General features: G+C 72.3%; 16 protein-coding genes. 15 read left to right on the top strand and 1 reads right to left on the bottom strand.

Annotated elements, in window-relative coordinates:
- The first annotated feature begins 80 nt into the window (after positions 1-80).
- From ABD671_RS20900 to ABD671_RS20885, 4 genes are read left to right on the top strand one after another with little or no spacing between them, the layout of a single operon-like run.
- Positions 81-497: a YraN family protein gene (locus ABD671_RS20900; RefSeq protein WP_344735438.1), complete on the top strand. Its 417-nt coding sequence runs from the start codon at positions 81-83 to the stop codon at positions 495-497.
- A complete protein-coding gene (locus tag ABD671_RS20895) occupies positions 497-2,131 on the top strand; it encodes a YifB family Mg chelatase-like AAA ATPase (RefSeq protein WP_344735437.1) in 1,635 nt (544 codons plus the stop codon). Before ABD671_RS20900 ends, ABD671_RS20895 begins: the two co-directional genes overlap by 1 nt.
- Positions 2,128-3,276, top strand: coding sequence for a DNA-processing protein DprA (gene dprA, locus ABD671_RS20890; protein WP_344735436.1), 1,149 nt, complete (start codon positions 2,128-2,130; stop codon positions 3,274-3,276). The genes ABD671_RS20895 and dprA overlap by 4 nt, the downstream gene beginning before the upstream one ends.
- A gap of 51 nt (positions 3,277-3,327) precedes the next feature.
- On the top strand, positions 3,328-4,275 hold the full coding sequence (locus tag ABD671_RS20885) for a tyrosine recombinase XerC (RefSeq protein ID WP_344735435.1): 948 nt from the start codon (positions 3,328-3,330) through the stop codon (positions 4,273-4,275).
- Positions 4,276-4,291: 16 nt separating this feature from the next.
- Here ABD671_RS20885 and ABD671_RS20880 read toward each other — a convergent pair whose 3' ends face one another.
- The gene (locus ABD671_RS20880; protein ID WP_344735434.1) at positions 4,292-4,939 is read right to left on the bottom strand and encodes a M23 family metallopeptidase; all 648 of its coding nucleotides are present in this window, start codon (positions 4,937-4,939) and stop codon (positions 4,292-4,294) included.
- 395 nt (positions 4,940-5,334) lie between these two features.
- Between ABD671_RS20880 and rpsB the strand changes: the two genes are divergently transcribed.
- From rpsB to rlmN, 11 genes are all read left to right on the top strand, one after another.
- Positions 5,335-6,216, top strand: a complete 882-nt coding sequence (rpsB, locus tag ABD671_RS20875; RefSeq protein ID WP_344735433.1) for a 30S ribosomal protein S2 — start codon at positions 5,335-5,337, stop codon at positions 6,214-6,216.
- 45 nt (positions 6,217-6,261) lie between these two features.
- Positions 6,262-7,071: a translation elongation factor Ts gene (gene tsf, locus ABD671_RS20870; protein WP_344735432.1), complete on the top strand. Its 810-nt coding sequence runs from the start codon at positions 6,262-6,264 to the stop codon at positions 7,069-7,071.
- A 231-nt stretch (positions 7,072-7,302) separates the two neighbouring features.
- Entirely contained in the window at positions 7,303-8,559 is a 1,257-nt protein-coding gene (locus ABD671_RS20865) for an SPFH domain-containing protein (protein WP_344735431.1), read from the top strand.
- 13 nt (positions 8,560-8,572) lie between these two features.
- Positions 8,573-9,826: a TFIIB-type zinc ribbon-containing protein gene (locus tag ABD671_RS20860; protein WP_344735430.1), complete on the top strand. Its 1,254-nt coding sequence runs from the start codon at positions 8,573-8,575 to the stop codon at positions 9,824-9,826.
- Positions 9,823-10,122 (top strand): hypothetical protein, encoded by a 300-nt coding sequence (locus ABD671_RS20855; RefSeq protein WP_344735429.1) that lies wholly within the window; start codon positions 9,823-9,825, stop codon positions 10,120-10,122. Before ABD671_RS20860 ends, ABD671_RS20855 begins: the two co-directional genes overlap by 4 nt.
- 96 nt (positions 10,123-10,218) lie before the next feature.
- Positions 10,219-10,929, top strand: coding sequence for a UMP kinase (gene pyrH / locus ABD671_RS20850; protein ID WP_344735428.1), 711 nt, complete (start codon positions 10,219-10,221; stop codon positions 10,927-10,929).
- Between the two features lie 52 nt (positions 10,930-10,981).
- Entirely contained in the window at positions 10,982-11,536 is a 555-nt protein-coding gene (gene frr, locus ABD671_RS20845) for a ribosome recycling factor (protein WP_344735483.1), read from the top strand.
- A 22-nt stretch (positions 11,537-11,558) separates the two neighbouring features.
- Positions 11,559-12,443, top strand: a complete 885-nt coding sequence (locus ABD671_RS20840) for a phosphatidate cytidylyltransferase (RefSeq protein WP_344735427.1) — start codon at positions 11,559-11,561, stop codon at positions 12,441-12,443.
- A gap of 6 nt (positions 12,444-12,449) precedes the next feature.
- Positions 12,450-12,986, top strand: coding sequence for a histidine phosphatase family protein (locus ABD671_RS20835; RefSeq protein ID WP_344735426.1), 537 nt, complete (start codon positions 12,450-12,452; stop codon positions 12,984-12,986).
- Between the two features lie 40 nt (positions 12,987-13,026).
- Positions 13,027-13,440: a hypothetical protein gene (locus ABD671_RS20830; protein ID WP_344735425.1), complete on the top strand. Its 414-nt coding sequence runs from the start codon at positions 13,027-13,029 to the stop codon at positions 13,438-13,440.
- Between the two features lie 65 nt (positions 13,441-13,505).
- A complete protein-coding gene (rlmN, locus tag ABD671_RS20825; protein ID WP_344735424.1) occupies positions 13,506-14,630 on the top strand; it encodes a dual-specificity RNA methyltransferase RlmN in 1,125 nt (374 codons plus the stop codon).
- The last annotated feature ends 86 nt before the right edge of the window (positions 14,631-14,716 follow it).

Raw genomic sequence — 14,716 nt, 5'->3', positions numbered from 1 at the left:
CCGTCGTCCCCAGATCGTCGCGCACCCCTGCCGGCGACCGCGGCTCCCGGCGCAGGCTCCTGGGGAACGAAGGAGCCCCGATGTCGCTACCCGCCCCCGTCCCACCCTCGTCCGAGACGGCCGCGTCCTCGCCCCGGCCGAGCCTGCGGCGCCGTGCCCTCGGCGCCTACGGCGAGCAGGTCGCCGCCCGGCACCTCACCGAGGCCGGCCTGACCGTGCTCGACCGCAACTGGCGCTGCCCGCTCGGCGAGATCGACCTCGTGCTGCGCGAGGGCGCCACGCTCGTGATCTGCGAGGTCAAGACCCGGGTCGACGCCTCCCACGGCACCCCGCACGAGGCGATCACCCCCACCAAGCTCGAGCGCCTGGCCCGCCTCGCGGAGGCGTGGCAGACCGCGCACGAGGTGCGGGTCGCCGATGTGCGCATCGACCTCGTGGCGGTGCTGCGCCCGCCGCGGGGTCCGGCGCTCGTCGAGCACGTGCGGGGGTTGGCCTGATGCCGGTCGCCACCGCCCGCACGGTCGTGCTCAACGGCGCGGTCGGCCACCTCGTCGACGTGCAGTGCGACGTCTCCCCGGGGCAGGTCGGCATCGCGCTGGTCGGCCGGGCCGACGCCGCGCTCCAGGAGGCCAAGGACCGCTGCCGGATGGCGATCGCGAACTCCGACCTCGGCTGGCCCGCCACGAAGCGCATCACCGTGTCGCTGGCGCCGGGTGACCTGCCGAAGGCCGGCACGCACCTCGACTTGGCCATCGCCTTGGCGGTGCTCGGAGCCGACGGCCGGTTGACGCCCGGGGCGCTCGACGGCGTCCTGCTGCTGGGGGAGCTCTCCCTCGACGGCGGGCTGCGCCCGGTCTCCGGCGTCCTGCCGATGGTGCTGGCCGCCGCCGGGCGCGGCATCCGCCACGTCGTCCTGCCCGAGCCGCAGGCCCGCGAGGCCGGGATGGTGCCGGACGTCGAGGTGTACGGCATCCGATCGCTGGCCCAGGCCGTGGCGCTGCTGTGCGGCGACGAGGTGCCCGACGCTCCACCGGTCGCCGCCCGTTCGGGCGGCCAGGTGCTGACCTGGCGCGGCGCCCACCGACAGGAGGCGGTCGACCTCGCCGATCTGGCCGGCATGCACGACGCCCGCTACGCCGTCGAGGTCGCCGCGGCGGGCGGGCACCACGTGCTGCTCACCGGGCCGAAGGGCTCGGGCAAGACCTCGATCGCCGAGCGGGTGCCGGGGCTGCTGCCCGATCTGACCCGTGAGGAGTCGCTCGAGATCACCACGCTGCACTCCCTGGCCGGCACCCTCGACCCGGCCGAGGGGTTCCTCGTGCGGCCGCCGTACGCCGCCCCCCACCACGACGCCTCGAAGGCCGCGATCGTCGGTGGTGGCAGCGGCCAGGTCACGCCGGGCGAGCTCAGCCGCACCCATCTGGGCGTGCTGTTCCTGGACGAGTTCCCGCTCTTCCGTCTCGACGTGCTCGAGGCGCTGCGCCAGCCGCTGGAGAGCGGCGAGATCACGATCGCCCGGCGCGACGAGATGATCACCCTGCCGGCCCGGGGACTCCTGGTGCTCGCCGCCAACCCGTGCCCGTGCGGCGAGTACCGCGTGACCGCCGGCGACAACCGCTGCTCGTGCCGGGAGACCTCCCGGCGGGCCTATCGGGCCCGGATGTCGGGTCCGCTGATCGACCGGGTCGATATCACGCGCCAGGTCGAGGCGCTGCGTCCGCACGAACGCCACGATCCGTTGGCTCGGCCCGAGAGCACCGCCGAGGTGCGGGCCCGGGTCGAGGCGGCCCGACGCCGCCAGGCCGCCCGCTTCGCCGGGGAGGCCTGGCGGCTCAACGCCCACGTGCCCGGACCCGAGCTGCGCGAACGCTGGCCGCTGCATCCCGACGCCCAACGCTTCCTCGACGACCGCGTCTACTCCGGCGTGCTCACCGCGCGCGGTGGCGTGCGGGTGCACCGCCTCGCCTGGACCATCGCCGATCTGGCGGCCGGCGCGCACGCGGCGGGCGATCCCGACACCGCCGGGGCAGCCGAGCACGCGGCGCCGGGGTTGGCCGAGGTCGATGTCGCCTTCCGGCTCCGCACCGGAGCACCGCTGGCCCTGGCTTCCCTCCCGCAGGTCGCCGGATGAGCGCGCACGGGGTCGCGACCGACGGTGAGCGTCTGGCGCGGGCGGCCCTCTCGCGCTTGGTCGAACCCGGGCACCTGGGCGTGGCCCGCATGCTCGCCGAGTTGGGTGCCGAGGAGCTGCATCGCGAACTGTCCCGCGAGACCGCGCTGCCCCACCTCCACGACGAGCTCGGCGAACGGCTCCGGGCCATCGACCCGCGACGCGAGCTCGAGCAGGCCGATCGCCTCGGCATCCGCTTCGTCGTCCCCGGCGACGAGGAGTGGCCCACCGCCCTCGACGACCTCGCGGCCGCCGAGCCGCTCCAGCAGCGCGGCGGCGTCCCCCTCGGGTTGTGGGTGCGGGGGCCGCTGCGCCTCGACGCCTGGGCCGGGGCGGTCGCCGTCGTCGGGTCCCGATCGGCTACCACCTACGGGACGGCGGTCGCCGGCGACCTCGTCGCCGGGCTCGGCCGCCAGGGCGTGGGCGTGGTCTCCGGGGCGGCCTTCGGCATCGATCAGGCCGCCCACCGGGCCGCGCTCGGCAGCGGCACGCCCACCGCCGCCGTCCTCGCGTGCGGGGTCGACCGGGTCTACCCCGAGGCGCACCGCGACCTGCTCACCCACCTCGCCCGCGAGCAGCTGGTCGTCTCGGAGTCCCCACCGGGCGCGGCCCCGATGCGGGTGCGGTTCCTGGCTCGCAACCGCATCATCGCGGCGTTGACCGCGGGCACCGTGGTGGTCGAGGCGGCCGTGCGCAGCGGTGCGTTGAACACCGCCAACTGGGCCGCGCGGCTGGGGCGTCCGTTGCTGGCGGTGCCGGGGCCGGTCACGAGTGCGGCCAGCCAGGGAGCGCATCAGCTGGTGCGCTCGGGTGCGGCGACGCTGGTGACCTGCGCCGACGACGTGCTGGAGGTGCTGGCGCCGGTCGGGCAGCGGTGGAGCGAGGCGCCGCGGGGGCGTGATCGTCCGCGCGATGCGCTGTCGATGGCGCAGCGGCAGGTGCTCGACGCCGTCCCGTTGGTGCGGGCGGCGCCGACCGGCTCGATCGCCCGGGCTGCCGGTCTGGGGGAGCGGGCGGTGGCCGGTCATCTCGATCGGCTCGCCGACCAGGGGTTCGTCGAGCGGCGCGAAGAGGGATGGGTGCTGACGCCGACCGCCGTCGACTGACGCCCGGCGTGGAGCCGTCGTCCGGAGCCTCGGGCTTCCTAGACTCCCCACATGGACGCCGAGCCGACCGCGACCCCCGAGGCGGGGCTGCCGGAGGCGTTCGCCGTGGCGCTGGGCGAGTACGAGCGGCACCTGGTCTCCGAGCGCGACCTCACCGCCCACACCGTGCGGGCCTACGTCGCCGACGTGACCTCGCTGCTCGACCATGCGCACCGTCTCGGACTGACGCGCCTCGAGGACATCGATCTGCGCACCCTGCGCAGCTGGCTGGCCCGGCAGCAGACCACCGGCAAGGCGCGCACCACGATCGCCCGGCGCTCCACCGCCGCTCGGGTCTTCACCGCCTGGGCCGCCCGCACCGGCCGGGCTCCCGCCGACGCCGGCGCGAGCCTCGCCCGCCCCAAGGCGCACCGCGAGCTGCCGCCGGTGCTGCGTGCCGACGAGGCGTCCCGGCTGATCGCGGCGGCCGTGGCCGCGGCCGACGACGGGAGTGCCGTCGGGCTGCGCGACGTCGCCATGCTCGAGCTGCTCTACGCCACCGGCATCCGCGTCGGCGAGCTGGTCGGCATCGACGTCGACGACGTCGACCGCGAGCGCTGCGTGGTGCGCGTCTTCGGCAAGGGCCGCAAGGAGCGCACCGTGCCCTTCGGGCGGCCGGCGGCCCGCGCCCTCGGCTTCTGGCTGGAACAGGGACGCCGCGAGCTCGCGCGACCCGACTCCGGCCCGGCGCTCTTCCTCGGTGCGCGGGGCGGTCGGATCGACCAGCGCGCCGTCCGCACCCTCGTGCATCGGCGGATCGCCGAGGTGCCCGGGGCACCCGACATCGGTCCGCACGGGCTGCGCCACACCGCAGCCACCCACCTGCTCGAGGGCGGGGCCGACCTTCGATCGGTGCAGGAACTGCTCGGCCACGCCTCGCTGGCCACCACCCAGCTCTACACCCACGTGAGCACCGACCGGCTGCGTCGCGCCTACGCCCAGGCGCACCCCCGCGCCTGACCTCGACCACCCGGGCTCACGGCTCCCTCGCCGCCGGAGCCGCCGCCGGAGCCGCCATCGTGACCGCCGGCGGCAGACCGAGTGCCGTCACCAGCGTCGTCACCACCGCCGTCACCGCCGGCACCCAGGCGGCTGCCGGGGGAGGAGCGGTCGCGGGCGTCGCGGTGGCGTCCCAGGGGAGCAGGCGCACCGGGCCGGCACCGAGCATCTGCAACGGATCGAGGTAGACGTCGTCGACGTCGCGGATCAGCCCCCAATGCAGGCAGGCCCGGGGTGGGCAGTGGGAGCCGACGACCTCCAGGTCGCCCAGCACGGCGCCTGCTCCGACCCGTCTGCCGACCACGATGCCGGCTGCCGGACGCACCGGTTCGTAGGTGGTGCGCTCACCGCCGTGGTCGACCACGACGACCGGGCGGCCGGCCAGCATCCCGGCGAACCGCACCGTGCCGGCCGCGGCCGCCAGCACCGCCTGCCCCGGCGAACCGAGCAGATCGACCCCGCGGTGACCGGCCCCCCACGGGCTGGTGGGCGGATCGAAGCCCTGCACCACGGTCGGGGTGGGCGACAACGGCCAGCGTGCCGCCGGCCCCTCGGCGGTGGCCGGGGGCACCGCCACCGGCGCCAGGGCGAGCAGGAGGACGACGGTCGGGAGTGGATGGCGCATGCGTCCGAGCCTGCGCCGAGCGGCGATGCCGGCGACAGGGGCGGCGGCGACCGGGGGAGGACGGCGTCCGCGAGAGGGCCTGTGGACACCTCCGGGCCGTCCGCTGCGGATTGGCTCCTGCGGCGAGGCCTCGCGTAAGCTGCCCGATGCGATCCTCACGGGTCGACTTCGCACGACCGCAGACCACGACGGGCCCCCTCCGGGCCCGACCGCCCGTGGGCGTCGGTCCTCGGTCCCGCTCCGGCGGGTCGGACCGCGCGCGGACGTCAGGGCCTCCGGCACCCGCCGGCGGCAGCAACTGAAAACCACTACGGGTCCCGACCCGGAGCGTCCTGCCGCCTGCGCGGTGCCAAGGACGCGCGATCGGGGCGGGCCCACACAGGAGAAGATCCCTCATGGCAGTCGTGACCATGCGCCAGCTCCTCGAGAGCGGCGTCCACTTCGGACACCAGACCCGTCGCTGGAACCCGAAGATGAAGCGCTTCATCATGACCGAGCGCAACGGCATCTACATCATCGACCTGCAGCAGTCGCTCGCCTACATCGACCGCTCCTACGCCTTCATCAAGGAGACGGTCGCCAAGGGCGGCACGATCATGTTCGTCGGCACCAAGAAGCAGGCCCAGGAGGCCATCGCCGAGCAGGCGACCCGCGTCGGCATGCCCTACGTCAACCAGCGGTGGCTCGGCGGCATGCTCACCAACTTCTCGACCGTGCACCAGCGCATCAACCGCCTCAAGGAGCTCGACGAGATCGACTTCGACAACGTCGCGGGCTCGGGTCGCACCAAGAAGGAGCTCCTGCAGATGAAGCGGGAGCGCGACAAGCTCGACAAGACCCTGGGCGGCATCCGCGAGATGAGCCGTACGCCCTCCGCGGTGTGGATCGTCGACACCAAGAAGGAGCACCTGGCCGTCGAGGAGGCGCGCAAGCTCCGGATCCCGATCATCGGCATCCTGGACACCAACTGCGACCCCGACGAGGTCGACTTCCCGATCCCGGGCAACGACGACGCCATCCGCGCCGTCGGGCTGCTGACCCGCGTGGTCGCCGACGCCGTCGCCGAGGGCCTCATCGCCCGCTCCGGCGCGAAGACCGACGGTGCCGAGAACGGCGCCGAGGAGCCCCTGGCCGAGTGGGAGCGCGAGCTGCTGACCGGTGACGCCGAGGCCCCCGCCGCCGACGCTCCGGTCGCCGAGGCCGCTCCGGTCGCTGAGGCCGCCGAGGCTGTCGAGGCCCCCGCCGCCGAGGCCACCGAGGCCCCGGCCGAGGCCTGAGCCCCACCGCGTCCCACCACTTCCACGACTCGAGAAGGACCCCAGATGGCCTACACCGCTGCCGATGTGAAGAAGCTCCGTGAGCTGACCCAGGCCGGCATGATGGACTGCAAGAAGGCGCTCGACGAAACCGACGGCGACTTCGACAAGGCGGTCGAGCTGCTCCGCGTCAAGGGTGCCGCCAAGGCGGCCGCCCGCGGCGCCGAGCGCGAGACCTCGGCCGGCCTCGTCGCCGCGTCGGGCAACGCCCTGATCAGCCTGCTCGCGGAGACCGACTTCGTGGCGAAGAACGAGGCGTTCGTCGCCGCCGCCCAGCAGATCGCCGAGGCCGCCGACACCCACAAGGTCGGCGACGCCGAGGCGCTCAAGGCGATCGCCCTGGGCGAGAAGACGGTCGGCGAGGTCGTCCAGGACCTCGCGATCACCATCGGCGAGAAGATCGAGCTCGGCCAGGTCGCCTACTTCGAGGGCACCACCACGGTGTACCTGCACAAGAAGGCCTCCGACCTGCCCCCGACCCTCGGCGTCCTCGTCGAGTACACCGGTGACGAGGCCGCCGCCAAGCAGGCCGCCCAGCAGGCCGCGGCGCTCAAGGCGCAGTACCTCACCAGCGACCAGGTCCCGGCCGACGTCGTCGAGTCCGAGCGCGACGTGCTCACCAAGAAGACGCTCGAGGAGGGCAAGCCGGAGGCTGCCGTCGCCAAGATCGTCGAGGGCCGCATCGGCGCCTTCTTCAAGGAGATCGTCCTGCTCGACCAGGAGTCGGTCTTCGAGGCCAAGAAGTCGGTCAAGCAGGTCCTGGACGCCGCCGGCACCACGGTCACCCGCTTCGCCCGCTTCGAGGTCGGCGCCTGAGCGTCGCCCAGTCCTGACCGACGGGCGGCCACCCCGCACGGGGTGGCCGGCCGTTCGGCTCTCCTCGGGCACCGTCCCGTCTCTCGACCTTCACCTGCCCGCCGACTCCGGTGTCCATGTTCCCTCCCGTCGGGCCTGCGGCAGCGGTAGGTTGATCGCGGTCGTCCAGCCCTCGGCGACCGGCGTCCTGCAGGAGCGGGGCGCGCCGTTCCAGGTGGAGGTGTACGACAGGTGGGACTCATCCAGGCCGTGGCCGGCGCGATCGGCGGCACCCTCGCCGACCAGTGGGTCGACTTCTACGGCGTGCCCGCCGGCATCGGTGCCACCGCGGCCCTCTTCCCTGCGGTGCAGCAGGGCCAGAACGCCGGTCGCGGCAGCAACACCCGCGGGTCCGACGGCGTCATCACCAAGGGCTCCAAGATCATCATCCCCCCGGGTTACGGCCTGGTGCTGCTCCAGGACGGCGCCTTCACGGGCTTCGCCGCCGAGCCCGGCGCCTACATCTGGGACTCCGACGAGGCGGCCTCGCAGTCGATCTTCACCGGCGGCGGCCTGGTCGACTCGATCATCAAGCAGAGCTGGGAGCGCTTCAAGTTCGGCGGGCGGCCCTCGTCGCAGCAGACGGCGGTGTTCGTCTCGCTCAAGGAACTGCCGAACAACAAGTTCGGCACCCAGTCCGAGATCTACTGGGACGACGCGTTCCTCAACACCCAGGTCGGCGCCATCACGCGCGGCACGTACACGCTCAAGATCACCGATCCGCTGACCTTCATCCGCAACTTCGTGCCGGCCGACGTCATCAACGGCCGCTCGACCTTCGACTTCACCGACATGGACAACCCGGCCGGTGAGCAGCTGTTCAACGAGGTCGTGGGCTCGCTGGCACCCGCCTTCTCGATGTACACGAACGACCCCGCCAAGGGCAACCGCATCGCGAAGCTGCAGCAGGACTCCATCGGCTTCGCCCAGTCGCTCTCGGCTGCGGTCGAGCAGAACTACCAGTGGCGCACCGACCGCGGGCTCGAGATCGTCAAGACCGCGATCATCGCCATCGAGTACGACGCCGCCACCCGCGAGTTGCTCGCCAAGGTGCAGCGTGCGGACGCCCTCTCCGGCGCCCGCGGCAACTCGAACCTGCAGGCCTCGGTGGCAGCCGGCATCGAATCCGCAGGCGAGAACGCCGGCCCGGCCGGCTTGATCGGCATGGGCGTGGGTGTGGGCGGTCTCGGTCTGGGCGGTCTGCAGCAGCCCGTGCCGCCGACGACGCCGCCGGCGCCGCCCGCAGCCCCGGCAGCCCCCGCCACCCCGCCGGCCCCCGCGGCTCCCTCGGGAGCTGCGCCCGCCGCAGCGGACCCCGCAGCCGCCCCGGCAGCTACCTCCGCAGCCGATCCCATGGCTGCGCTGACCCGTGCCAAGGAGATGCTCGACGCCGGTCTGATCACCCAGGCCGACTACGACGCCGTCAAGGCCAAGGCCCTGGGGCTCTGAGGTAGATCCGTCGATGACACAGGAGTCAGCGCCGCAGCAGCCGCCCTTCGACGGGCCTCCACTGTCGCTGGAGGAGGAGCTCGCCGCCGCGCGGGCCGAACCCGAGCCGGGGCCCAGCATCGAGACGGTCAACGAATCGCTCAAGGACGGCCTGAACCGCTGCCCGAAGTGCGGGGGCACCGACGTCCAACTACGCGGGTCGACCGGCAACCTGGTGTGCCTGTTCTGCCGCCATGAGTGGCAGGAGGCCCGAGTCGAGGAGGAGTTCGGCCTCGGCGAGGGCATAGACCAGCTCGACGGCACGGTCATCGCCAGCGGTGCCCGGCGCATCCAGGCCGACGTCGCCGACGTCCTCACGTTCAAGTGCGAGGCATGCGGCGCCGAGGTCGTGGTCGACACCGCGCACGCGCTCAACGCCCGCTGCCACTGGTGCCGGCACACGCTCAACGTGAACCAGCAGATCGCCAACGGAGCGGTCCCGGACGCCGTCCTGCCGTTCAAGCTGACGAAGGACGAGGCGGTCGAGAAGATCCGCGGGTTCGCCTCGAAGCGACGCCTCTTCGCCCACAAGCGGTTCAAGGCCGAGTTCGTGCCCGAGAACGTCCTGGGCGTCTACCTGCCCTATCTCGTCATCGATGCCCGGGCGGAGTCGGAGTACTGGGGCAAGGCCGAGGTCGAGACGCGACGCTGGACCGAGAAGCAGGGCGACAAGAGCGTCACCTACTACGCGGCCGACGTCTACCGGATCTCGCGCAAGGTGGCCTTCACCGTCGACGACCTCACCATCGAGGGTGCGGCCGAGCGTGCCGATCTGAGCAGCGGCACCACCAACAACATCGTCAACTCGGTGCTGCCCTTCGACACCAAGAACGCGGTGCGCTGGAACGCCAGCTACCTGGTCGGGTTCACCAGCGAGAAGCGCGACCTCGACGTCGAGAATCTCGGGCCCGTGCTGGAGGACCAGCTGCTCTCGATCGGTCGCTCGCAGGTGGAGCCCTCGCTGGGGCGTTTCGACCGCGGTGTGCGCTGGGAGCAGGAGAGGATCGATGTCGGCGGCTCGCGGTGGGTCTCGATGTACTTGCCGGTGTGGCTCTACTCGTATCGGCAGGAGAGCAATGGACTCCTCCACTACATCGCCGTGAACGCCCGCACCGGCGAGACGATGGGCAGCATCCCCGTCTCCAAGCCTCGGCTGCTGCTCGCCGCCTTGACGGTGGGCACCGTGCTCGAGGGTGTCGCCGGCGCGATCCTGGTGGCGACGTCATGAGCGCGGCATGGGCCCTCGGGGTCGCCCACGTCGTCCAGGTCAGCCCGCTGGCGTCCGACGGCGGCGTCTGGCTGCTGGCCGCCGGGCCGGCCGGGGCCGTGACGACGTATTGGCTGATCTACCGCTACTACCGCAACAACGACAAGACGCACGAGTTCGAACGCGACACCCTGATCGCGGCCCAGCCCGTCGAGGGAGGCGAGGAGAAGGTCGACCACATCTCCCGTACCCGGGACTCCGACATCGACGGCGACAACCACCGGCAGCATCGCTCGCGGGTCGATCGCGTGCGCTGAGTCACCCGGGCCCCGGCGGCGGCATCGCCGTTCCGGCTGCCCGGCCCGGTCACTGATAACCTCGCCCCGCTCCCGCTCGCGATCGAAAGGTTCCCGGTGCCCGGTTACAAGCGTGTGCTGCTCAAGCTCTCCGGCGAGGTGTTCGGCGGCGGCAAGGTCGGGGTCGACCCCGACGTCGTCCACAAGATCGCCGAGGAGATCGCGGCCGTGGCCCGTTCGGGCACGCAGATCGCCGTCGTCACCGGCGGCGGCAACTTCTTCCGCGGCGCCGAGCTCCAGCAGCGCGGCATGGACCGCGTGCGCGCCGACTACATGGGCATGCTCGGCATCGTCATGAACTGCCTGGCGCTCCAGGACTTCCTGGAGAAGCTGGGCGTCGAGACCCGCGTCCAGACCGCCATCACCATGGGCCAGGTCGCCGAGCCCTACATCCCGCGCCGCGCGATCCGGCACATGGAGAAGGGTCGCGTCGTCATCTTCGGCGCCGGCATGGGCATGCCCTTCTTCTCCACCGACACCGTCGCCGTCCAGCGGGCCCTGGAGAGCCGCTGCGAGGTCGTGCTCGTGGCCAAGAGCGGGGTCGACGGCGTCTACTCCGCCGACCCCAAGCGCGACCCGGACGCCGTCAAGTACGACGACCTCACCTACGACCGCGCGATCGCCGAGGGCCTGGCGATCATGGACCAGACCGCCTTCACCCTGTGCAGCGAGAACAACCTGCCGATGATCGTGTTCGGCATGGACGTCGAGGGCAGCATCCTGCGTGCCGTCCAGGGTGAGAGGATCGGGACGCTGGTCCACTCGTGACCCGTCACGTCCGCCGGCACCACACCACGTTTCGACACCAGGAGCACCCGTGATCAACGACATCCTCAACGAGACCGACACCAAGATGGACAAGTCGGTCGACTCCACCCGTGAGGAGTTCGCGGCCATCCGGGCCGGCCGGGCGCACCCGAGCATGTTCAGCAAGATCGTCGTGGACTACTACGGCTCGCCGACCCCGCTGCAGCAGTTGGCCTCCTTCACCGCCCCCGAGGCGCGCGTCATCCTCATCGCGCCCTACGACCAGGGCGCCATCGGCGGCATCGAGCGCGCCATCCGCGACTCCGACCTCGGCGTGAACCCCGCCAACGACGGCAAGGTGCTGCGCTGCGTCTTCCCCGAGCTCACCGAGGAGCGCCGCAAGGAGTTCATCAAGGTCGCCCGAGCGAAGGCCGAGGACGGCCGCGTCGCCGTCCGCAACCTGCGCCGCACCGCCAAGCAGGCCCTGGAGAAGCTCGAGAAGGACGGCGAGGTCGGCAAGGACGACGTCACCGGCGCCGAGAAGCGCCTCGACGGTCTCACCAAGAAGCACACCGACGCGATCGACGACATGCTGAAGAACAAGGAGGCGGAGCTGCTCGAGGTCTGAGGACCTCGCCAGTTCCACCCCGATGACCGCACCTGCGAACGCGCCCACGCCGTCGGGCCCGGCCGCGAAGGATCACGGCCGGGCCGGCCGCGACCTCAAGGCCGCCGTCGGTTCGGCCGTCGTCCTGCTCGGCGCCATCGCCGCCTCCCTGGCGCTGGAGAAGTCGCTGTTCATGCTCATCGTCGCCGCGGCCGTGGTCGTGGCGGTGTGGGAGCTGCACAAGGGCTTCCTGGCCAAGGGCATCGACCTGCCCGAGCAGCCGCTGATGGTGGGCGGCGTGGTGATGGTCGTCGTCGCCTACTTCTGGGGGGCGCCGGCGCTCGTCACCGCTACCGCCGTCACCGCCCTGGCGATCATGCTGTGGCTGCTCCAGCGCGGCATCGACGGCTACGTCATGAACGCCACCGCCTCGGTGTTCACCCTCGTCTACGTGCCGTTCCTGGGCTCCTTCGTGGCGCTCATGCTCTCCGAGGGCGGGCACACCGGCGGCGGCCTCGACAACGACGGGGTCGCCGGCATCCTGGTCTTCATCCTCGTCACGATCGCCTCCGACATCGGCGGGTACGCCGCCGGGGTCCTCTTCGGCAAGCACCCGATGGCCCCGGTCATCTCCCCGAAGAAGTCGTGGGAGGGCTTCGCCGGATCGGTGGTCTTCACCGTCGCGGGCGGCATCGGGCTGGTCGTGTGGCTCCTCGACGGCGACTGGTGGGTCGGCGTGGCCCTCGGCCTCATCGCGGTCGTCATGGCCACCCTCGGCGACCTGTGCGAGTCGGTCATCAAGCGCGATCTGGGCATCAAGGACATGAGCCAGGTCATCCCCGGCCACGGCGGTCTGATGGACCGGCTCGACTCCCTGCTCGCCACGATCGCCCCGATCTGGCTGCTGCTGCACTACGCCGTCTTCTGAGCGGCCGTGCCCCTCCCGATCCGCGCCCACCTCGTGCGGCACGGCCGTCCGCTGGTCGTGCGCGACCGCCCGGCCGCGACCTGGGAGCTCGATCCCGCGGGGTTCGACGATGTCTGGGCGCTGCGCGATCGGCTGCCGCACGGGGCCACCTGGTTCTGCTCGCCGGAGCCGAAGGCGGTCGAGACCGCGCAGCTGCTCACCGACGGCCAGGTCGGCATCCTGGAGGGCCTCGCCGAGCTGCGGCGTCCCGACGCCTGGGACGACGCCTACGACCTCACCGCGGCCCGCGCCTTCGCCGTCCCGGCCGCCGCGGCCGCTCCGGGGTGGGAGAGCCTGGAGGAGCTCCGGGGCCGGCTGCGGACGGCGCTGCTCCCGCTGCGTCGCACGATGGCCGGCGAGGACGTCGTCCTCATCGGGCACGGCATCGCCTGGACCGTGCTCGAGGCCGACCTCGCCGGTCGCCCGCCGAGCGTCGAGGCGTGGCGCTCGTCGACGATGCCGGACCTGCGCACCGTGAGCCTGCCCGCCGACCCGCACGCCTGATCTCAGGACGCCCACAGGCTGGCCCAGTACCCTCGGGCGGGTGAGCAGTGAGGACGACGTCGCGACCGACCCGGGCGGCGAGATCGCCGTGGTCGACGGCGACGCACCCGCCTCGGCCGACCCGATGGCCGACGCGGCGCCGTCCGGACCGAACTGGTGGCACCGCGAGCACCCGGTGTTCGCGCCGCTCTCGGGCTTCTTCGCCGGGATGTTCTTCATCATCCTGGTGCCGGGCCTCTACGGGGCGGTGCTCAACTGGCTGCTCGACTACGACACCGCGGAGTCGCTCTACCCGTTCGTGCTCATCGCGCTGGCGGTGCCGATCGGCCTGGTCGTCTACCGGCCCTCGCGTCGCTTCGGGCGCTACATGATGCTCGGCATCGTCTCGACCCTCGTGGTGGTCGGCTCGGTCGCGGCCGCCGTCCTCTGGTACCTCATCCACTCCCAGGCCTGATCGGCCAGGCGCGGCGTCCGGCACGGATTCGGGTCGCCTTACGTCGAGGTGGGAGGATGGGGGAGATGTCCGACGCCCCGAAGTCGCTGCCCCTGGTGTTCGAGCCGCCGAAGGGGCGCGCGAAGCCGCCCGCCCACCTGGCCGATCTCGATCCGGCCGGGCGCAAGGCGCTGCTCGAGGAGAACGGCCTGCCGGGCTTCCGGGCCAAGCAGCTCTCCACCCACTACTTCGCGCGGCTCGTCGACGACCCCGAGCAGATGACCGATCTGCCGGCCGGTCAGCGGGCCGATCTGGTCGCCACCCTGCTGCCGAACCTCATGACGCCGCTGCGCACGATGGAGGCCGACAAGGGCACCACCCGCAAGACGCTGTGGCGGCTCTTCGACGGCGCCCTGGTCGAGTCGGTGCTGATGCGCTATCCCGACCGCGCCACCATGTGCGTCTCCAGCCAGGCCGGCTGCGGCATGGCCTGCCCCTTCTGCGCCACCGGCCAGGGCGGTCTGCAGCGCAACATGAGCACCGCCGAGATCGTCGAGCAGGTCGTCGCCGGTGCCCGCGCCCTGGCCCGCGGCGAGGTGCCCGGCGGCCCGGGCCGGGTCTCGAACGTCGTCTTCATGGGCATGGGCGAGCCGCTGGCCAACTACAAGGCCGTCATCGGCGCCGTCCGCCGCCTCACCGACGCCAGCCCCGACGGGCTGGGCATGTCGGCGCGCGGCATCACCGTCTCCACGGTCGGCCTGGTGCCGCGCATCCGCCAGCTGGCCGAGGAGGGCATCCCGGTCACCCTCGCGCTGAGCCTGCACGCCCCGGACGACGAGCTGCGCAACGAACTGGTGCCGATCAACACCCGCTTCTCGGTCGCCGAGACCGTCGAGGCCGCCTGGGACTACGCCCGCCTCACCAAGCGCCGCGTCTCCATCGAGTACGCCATGATGCGCGGCATCAACGACCAGGGCTGGCGTGCCGATCTCCTCGGCGACGTCCTGCAGTCCTACGGCGACTGGGGCTGGGTGCACGTGAACCTCATCCCGCTCAACCCGACCCCCGGCTCGAAGTGGACCGCCTCCGACCCCGCCGACGAGCGCGAGTTCGTGCGCCGGCTCGAGGCCAAGGGCATCCCCACGACCGTCCGCGACACGCGTGGTCGGGAGATCGATGGGGCGTGCGGGCAGCTGGCGGCGGCCGAGTAGGGCTTGCAGGTTTCCCCGCGCGGTTCCTGGGGGTGAGTGCAACACCGGCCGAGTGAGGGGTGTGTTGCATGTCGGGTCTGGTGTTC

Origin of the sequence: Nocardioides fonticola (assembly GCF_039536805.1) — a bacterium.
Classification (GTDB): domain Bacteria; phylum Actinomycetota; class Actinomycetes; order Propionibacteriales; family Nocardioidaceae; genus Nocardioides; species Nocardioides fonticola.
The sequence above is the reverse complement of the archived record's forward strand: the minus strand, read 5'-3'. Positions and strand labels throughout refer to the sequence as shown.

Excerpts from the sequence above, each read along its gene's own strand:
- ABD671_RS20900 (WP_344735438.1), top strand. The coding sequence starts at position 81 with ATGTCGCTACCCGCCCCCGTCCCACCCTCGTCCGAGACGGCCGCGTCC.
- ABD671_RS20895 (WP_344735437.1), top strand. The coding sequence starts at position 497 with ATGCCGGTCGCCACCGCCCGCACGGTCGTGCTCAACGGCGCGGTCGGC.
- dprA (WP_344735436.1), top strand. The coding sequence starts at position 2,128 with ATGAGCGCGCACGGGGTCGCGACCGACGGTGAGCGTCTGGCGCGGGCG.
- ABD671_RS20885 (WP_344735435.1), top strand. The coding sequence starts at position 3,328 with ATGGACGCCGAGCCGACCGCGACCCCCGAGGCGGGGCTGCCGGAGGCG.
- ABD671_RS20880 (WP_344735434.1), bottom strand. The coding sequence starts at position 4,939 with ATGCGCCATCCACTCCCGACCGTCGTCCTCCTGCTCGCCCTGGCGCCG.
- rpsB (WP_344735433.1), top strand. The coding sequence starts at position 5,335 with ATGGCAGTCGTGACCATGCGCCAGCTCCTCGAGAGCGGCGTCCACTTC.
- tsf (WP_344735432.1), top strand. The coding sequence starts at position 6,262 with ATGGCCTACACCGCTGCCGATGTGAAGAAGCTCCGTGAGCTGACCCAG.
- ABD671_RS20860 (WP_344735430.1), top strand. The coding sequence starts at position 8,573 with ATGACACAGGAGTCAGCGCCGCAGCAGCCGCCCTTCGACGGGCCTCCA.
- ABD671_RS20855 (WP_344735429.1), top strand. The coding sequence starts at position 9,823 with ATGAGCGCGGCATGGGCCCTCGGGGTCGCCCACGTCGTCCAGGTCAGC.
- ABD671_RS20840 (WP_344735427.1), top strand. The coding sequence starts at position 11,559 with ATGACCGCACCTGCGAACGCGCCCACGCCGTCGGGCCCGGCCGCGAAG.
- rlmN (WP_344735424.1), top strand. The coding sequence starts at position 13,506 with ATGTCCGACGCCCCGAAGTCGCTGCCCCTGGTGTTCGAGCCGCCGAAG.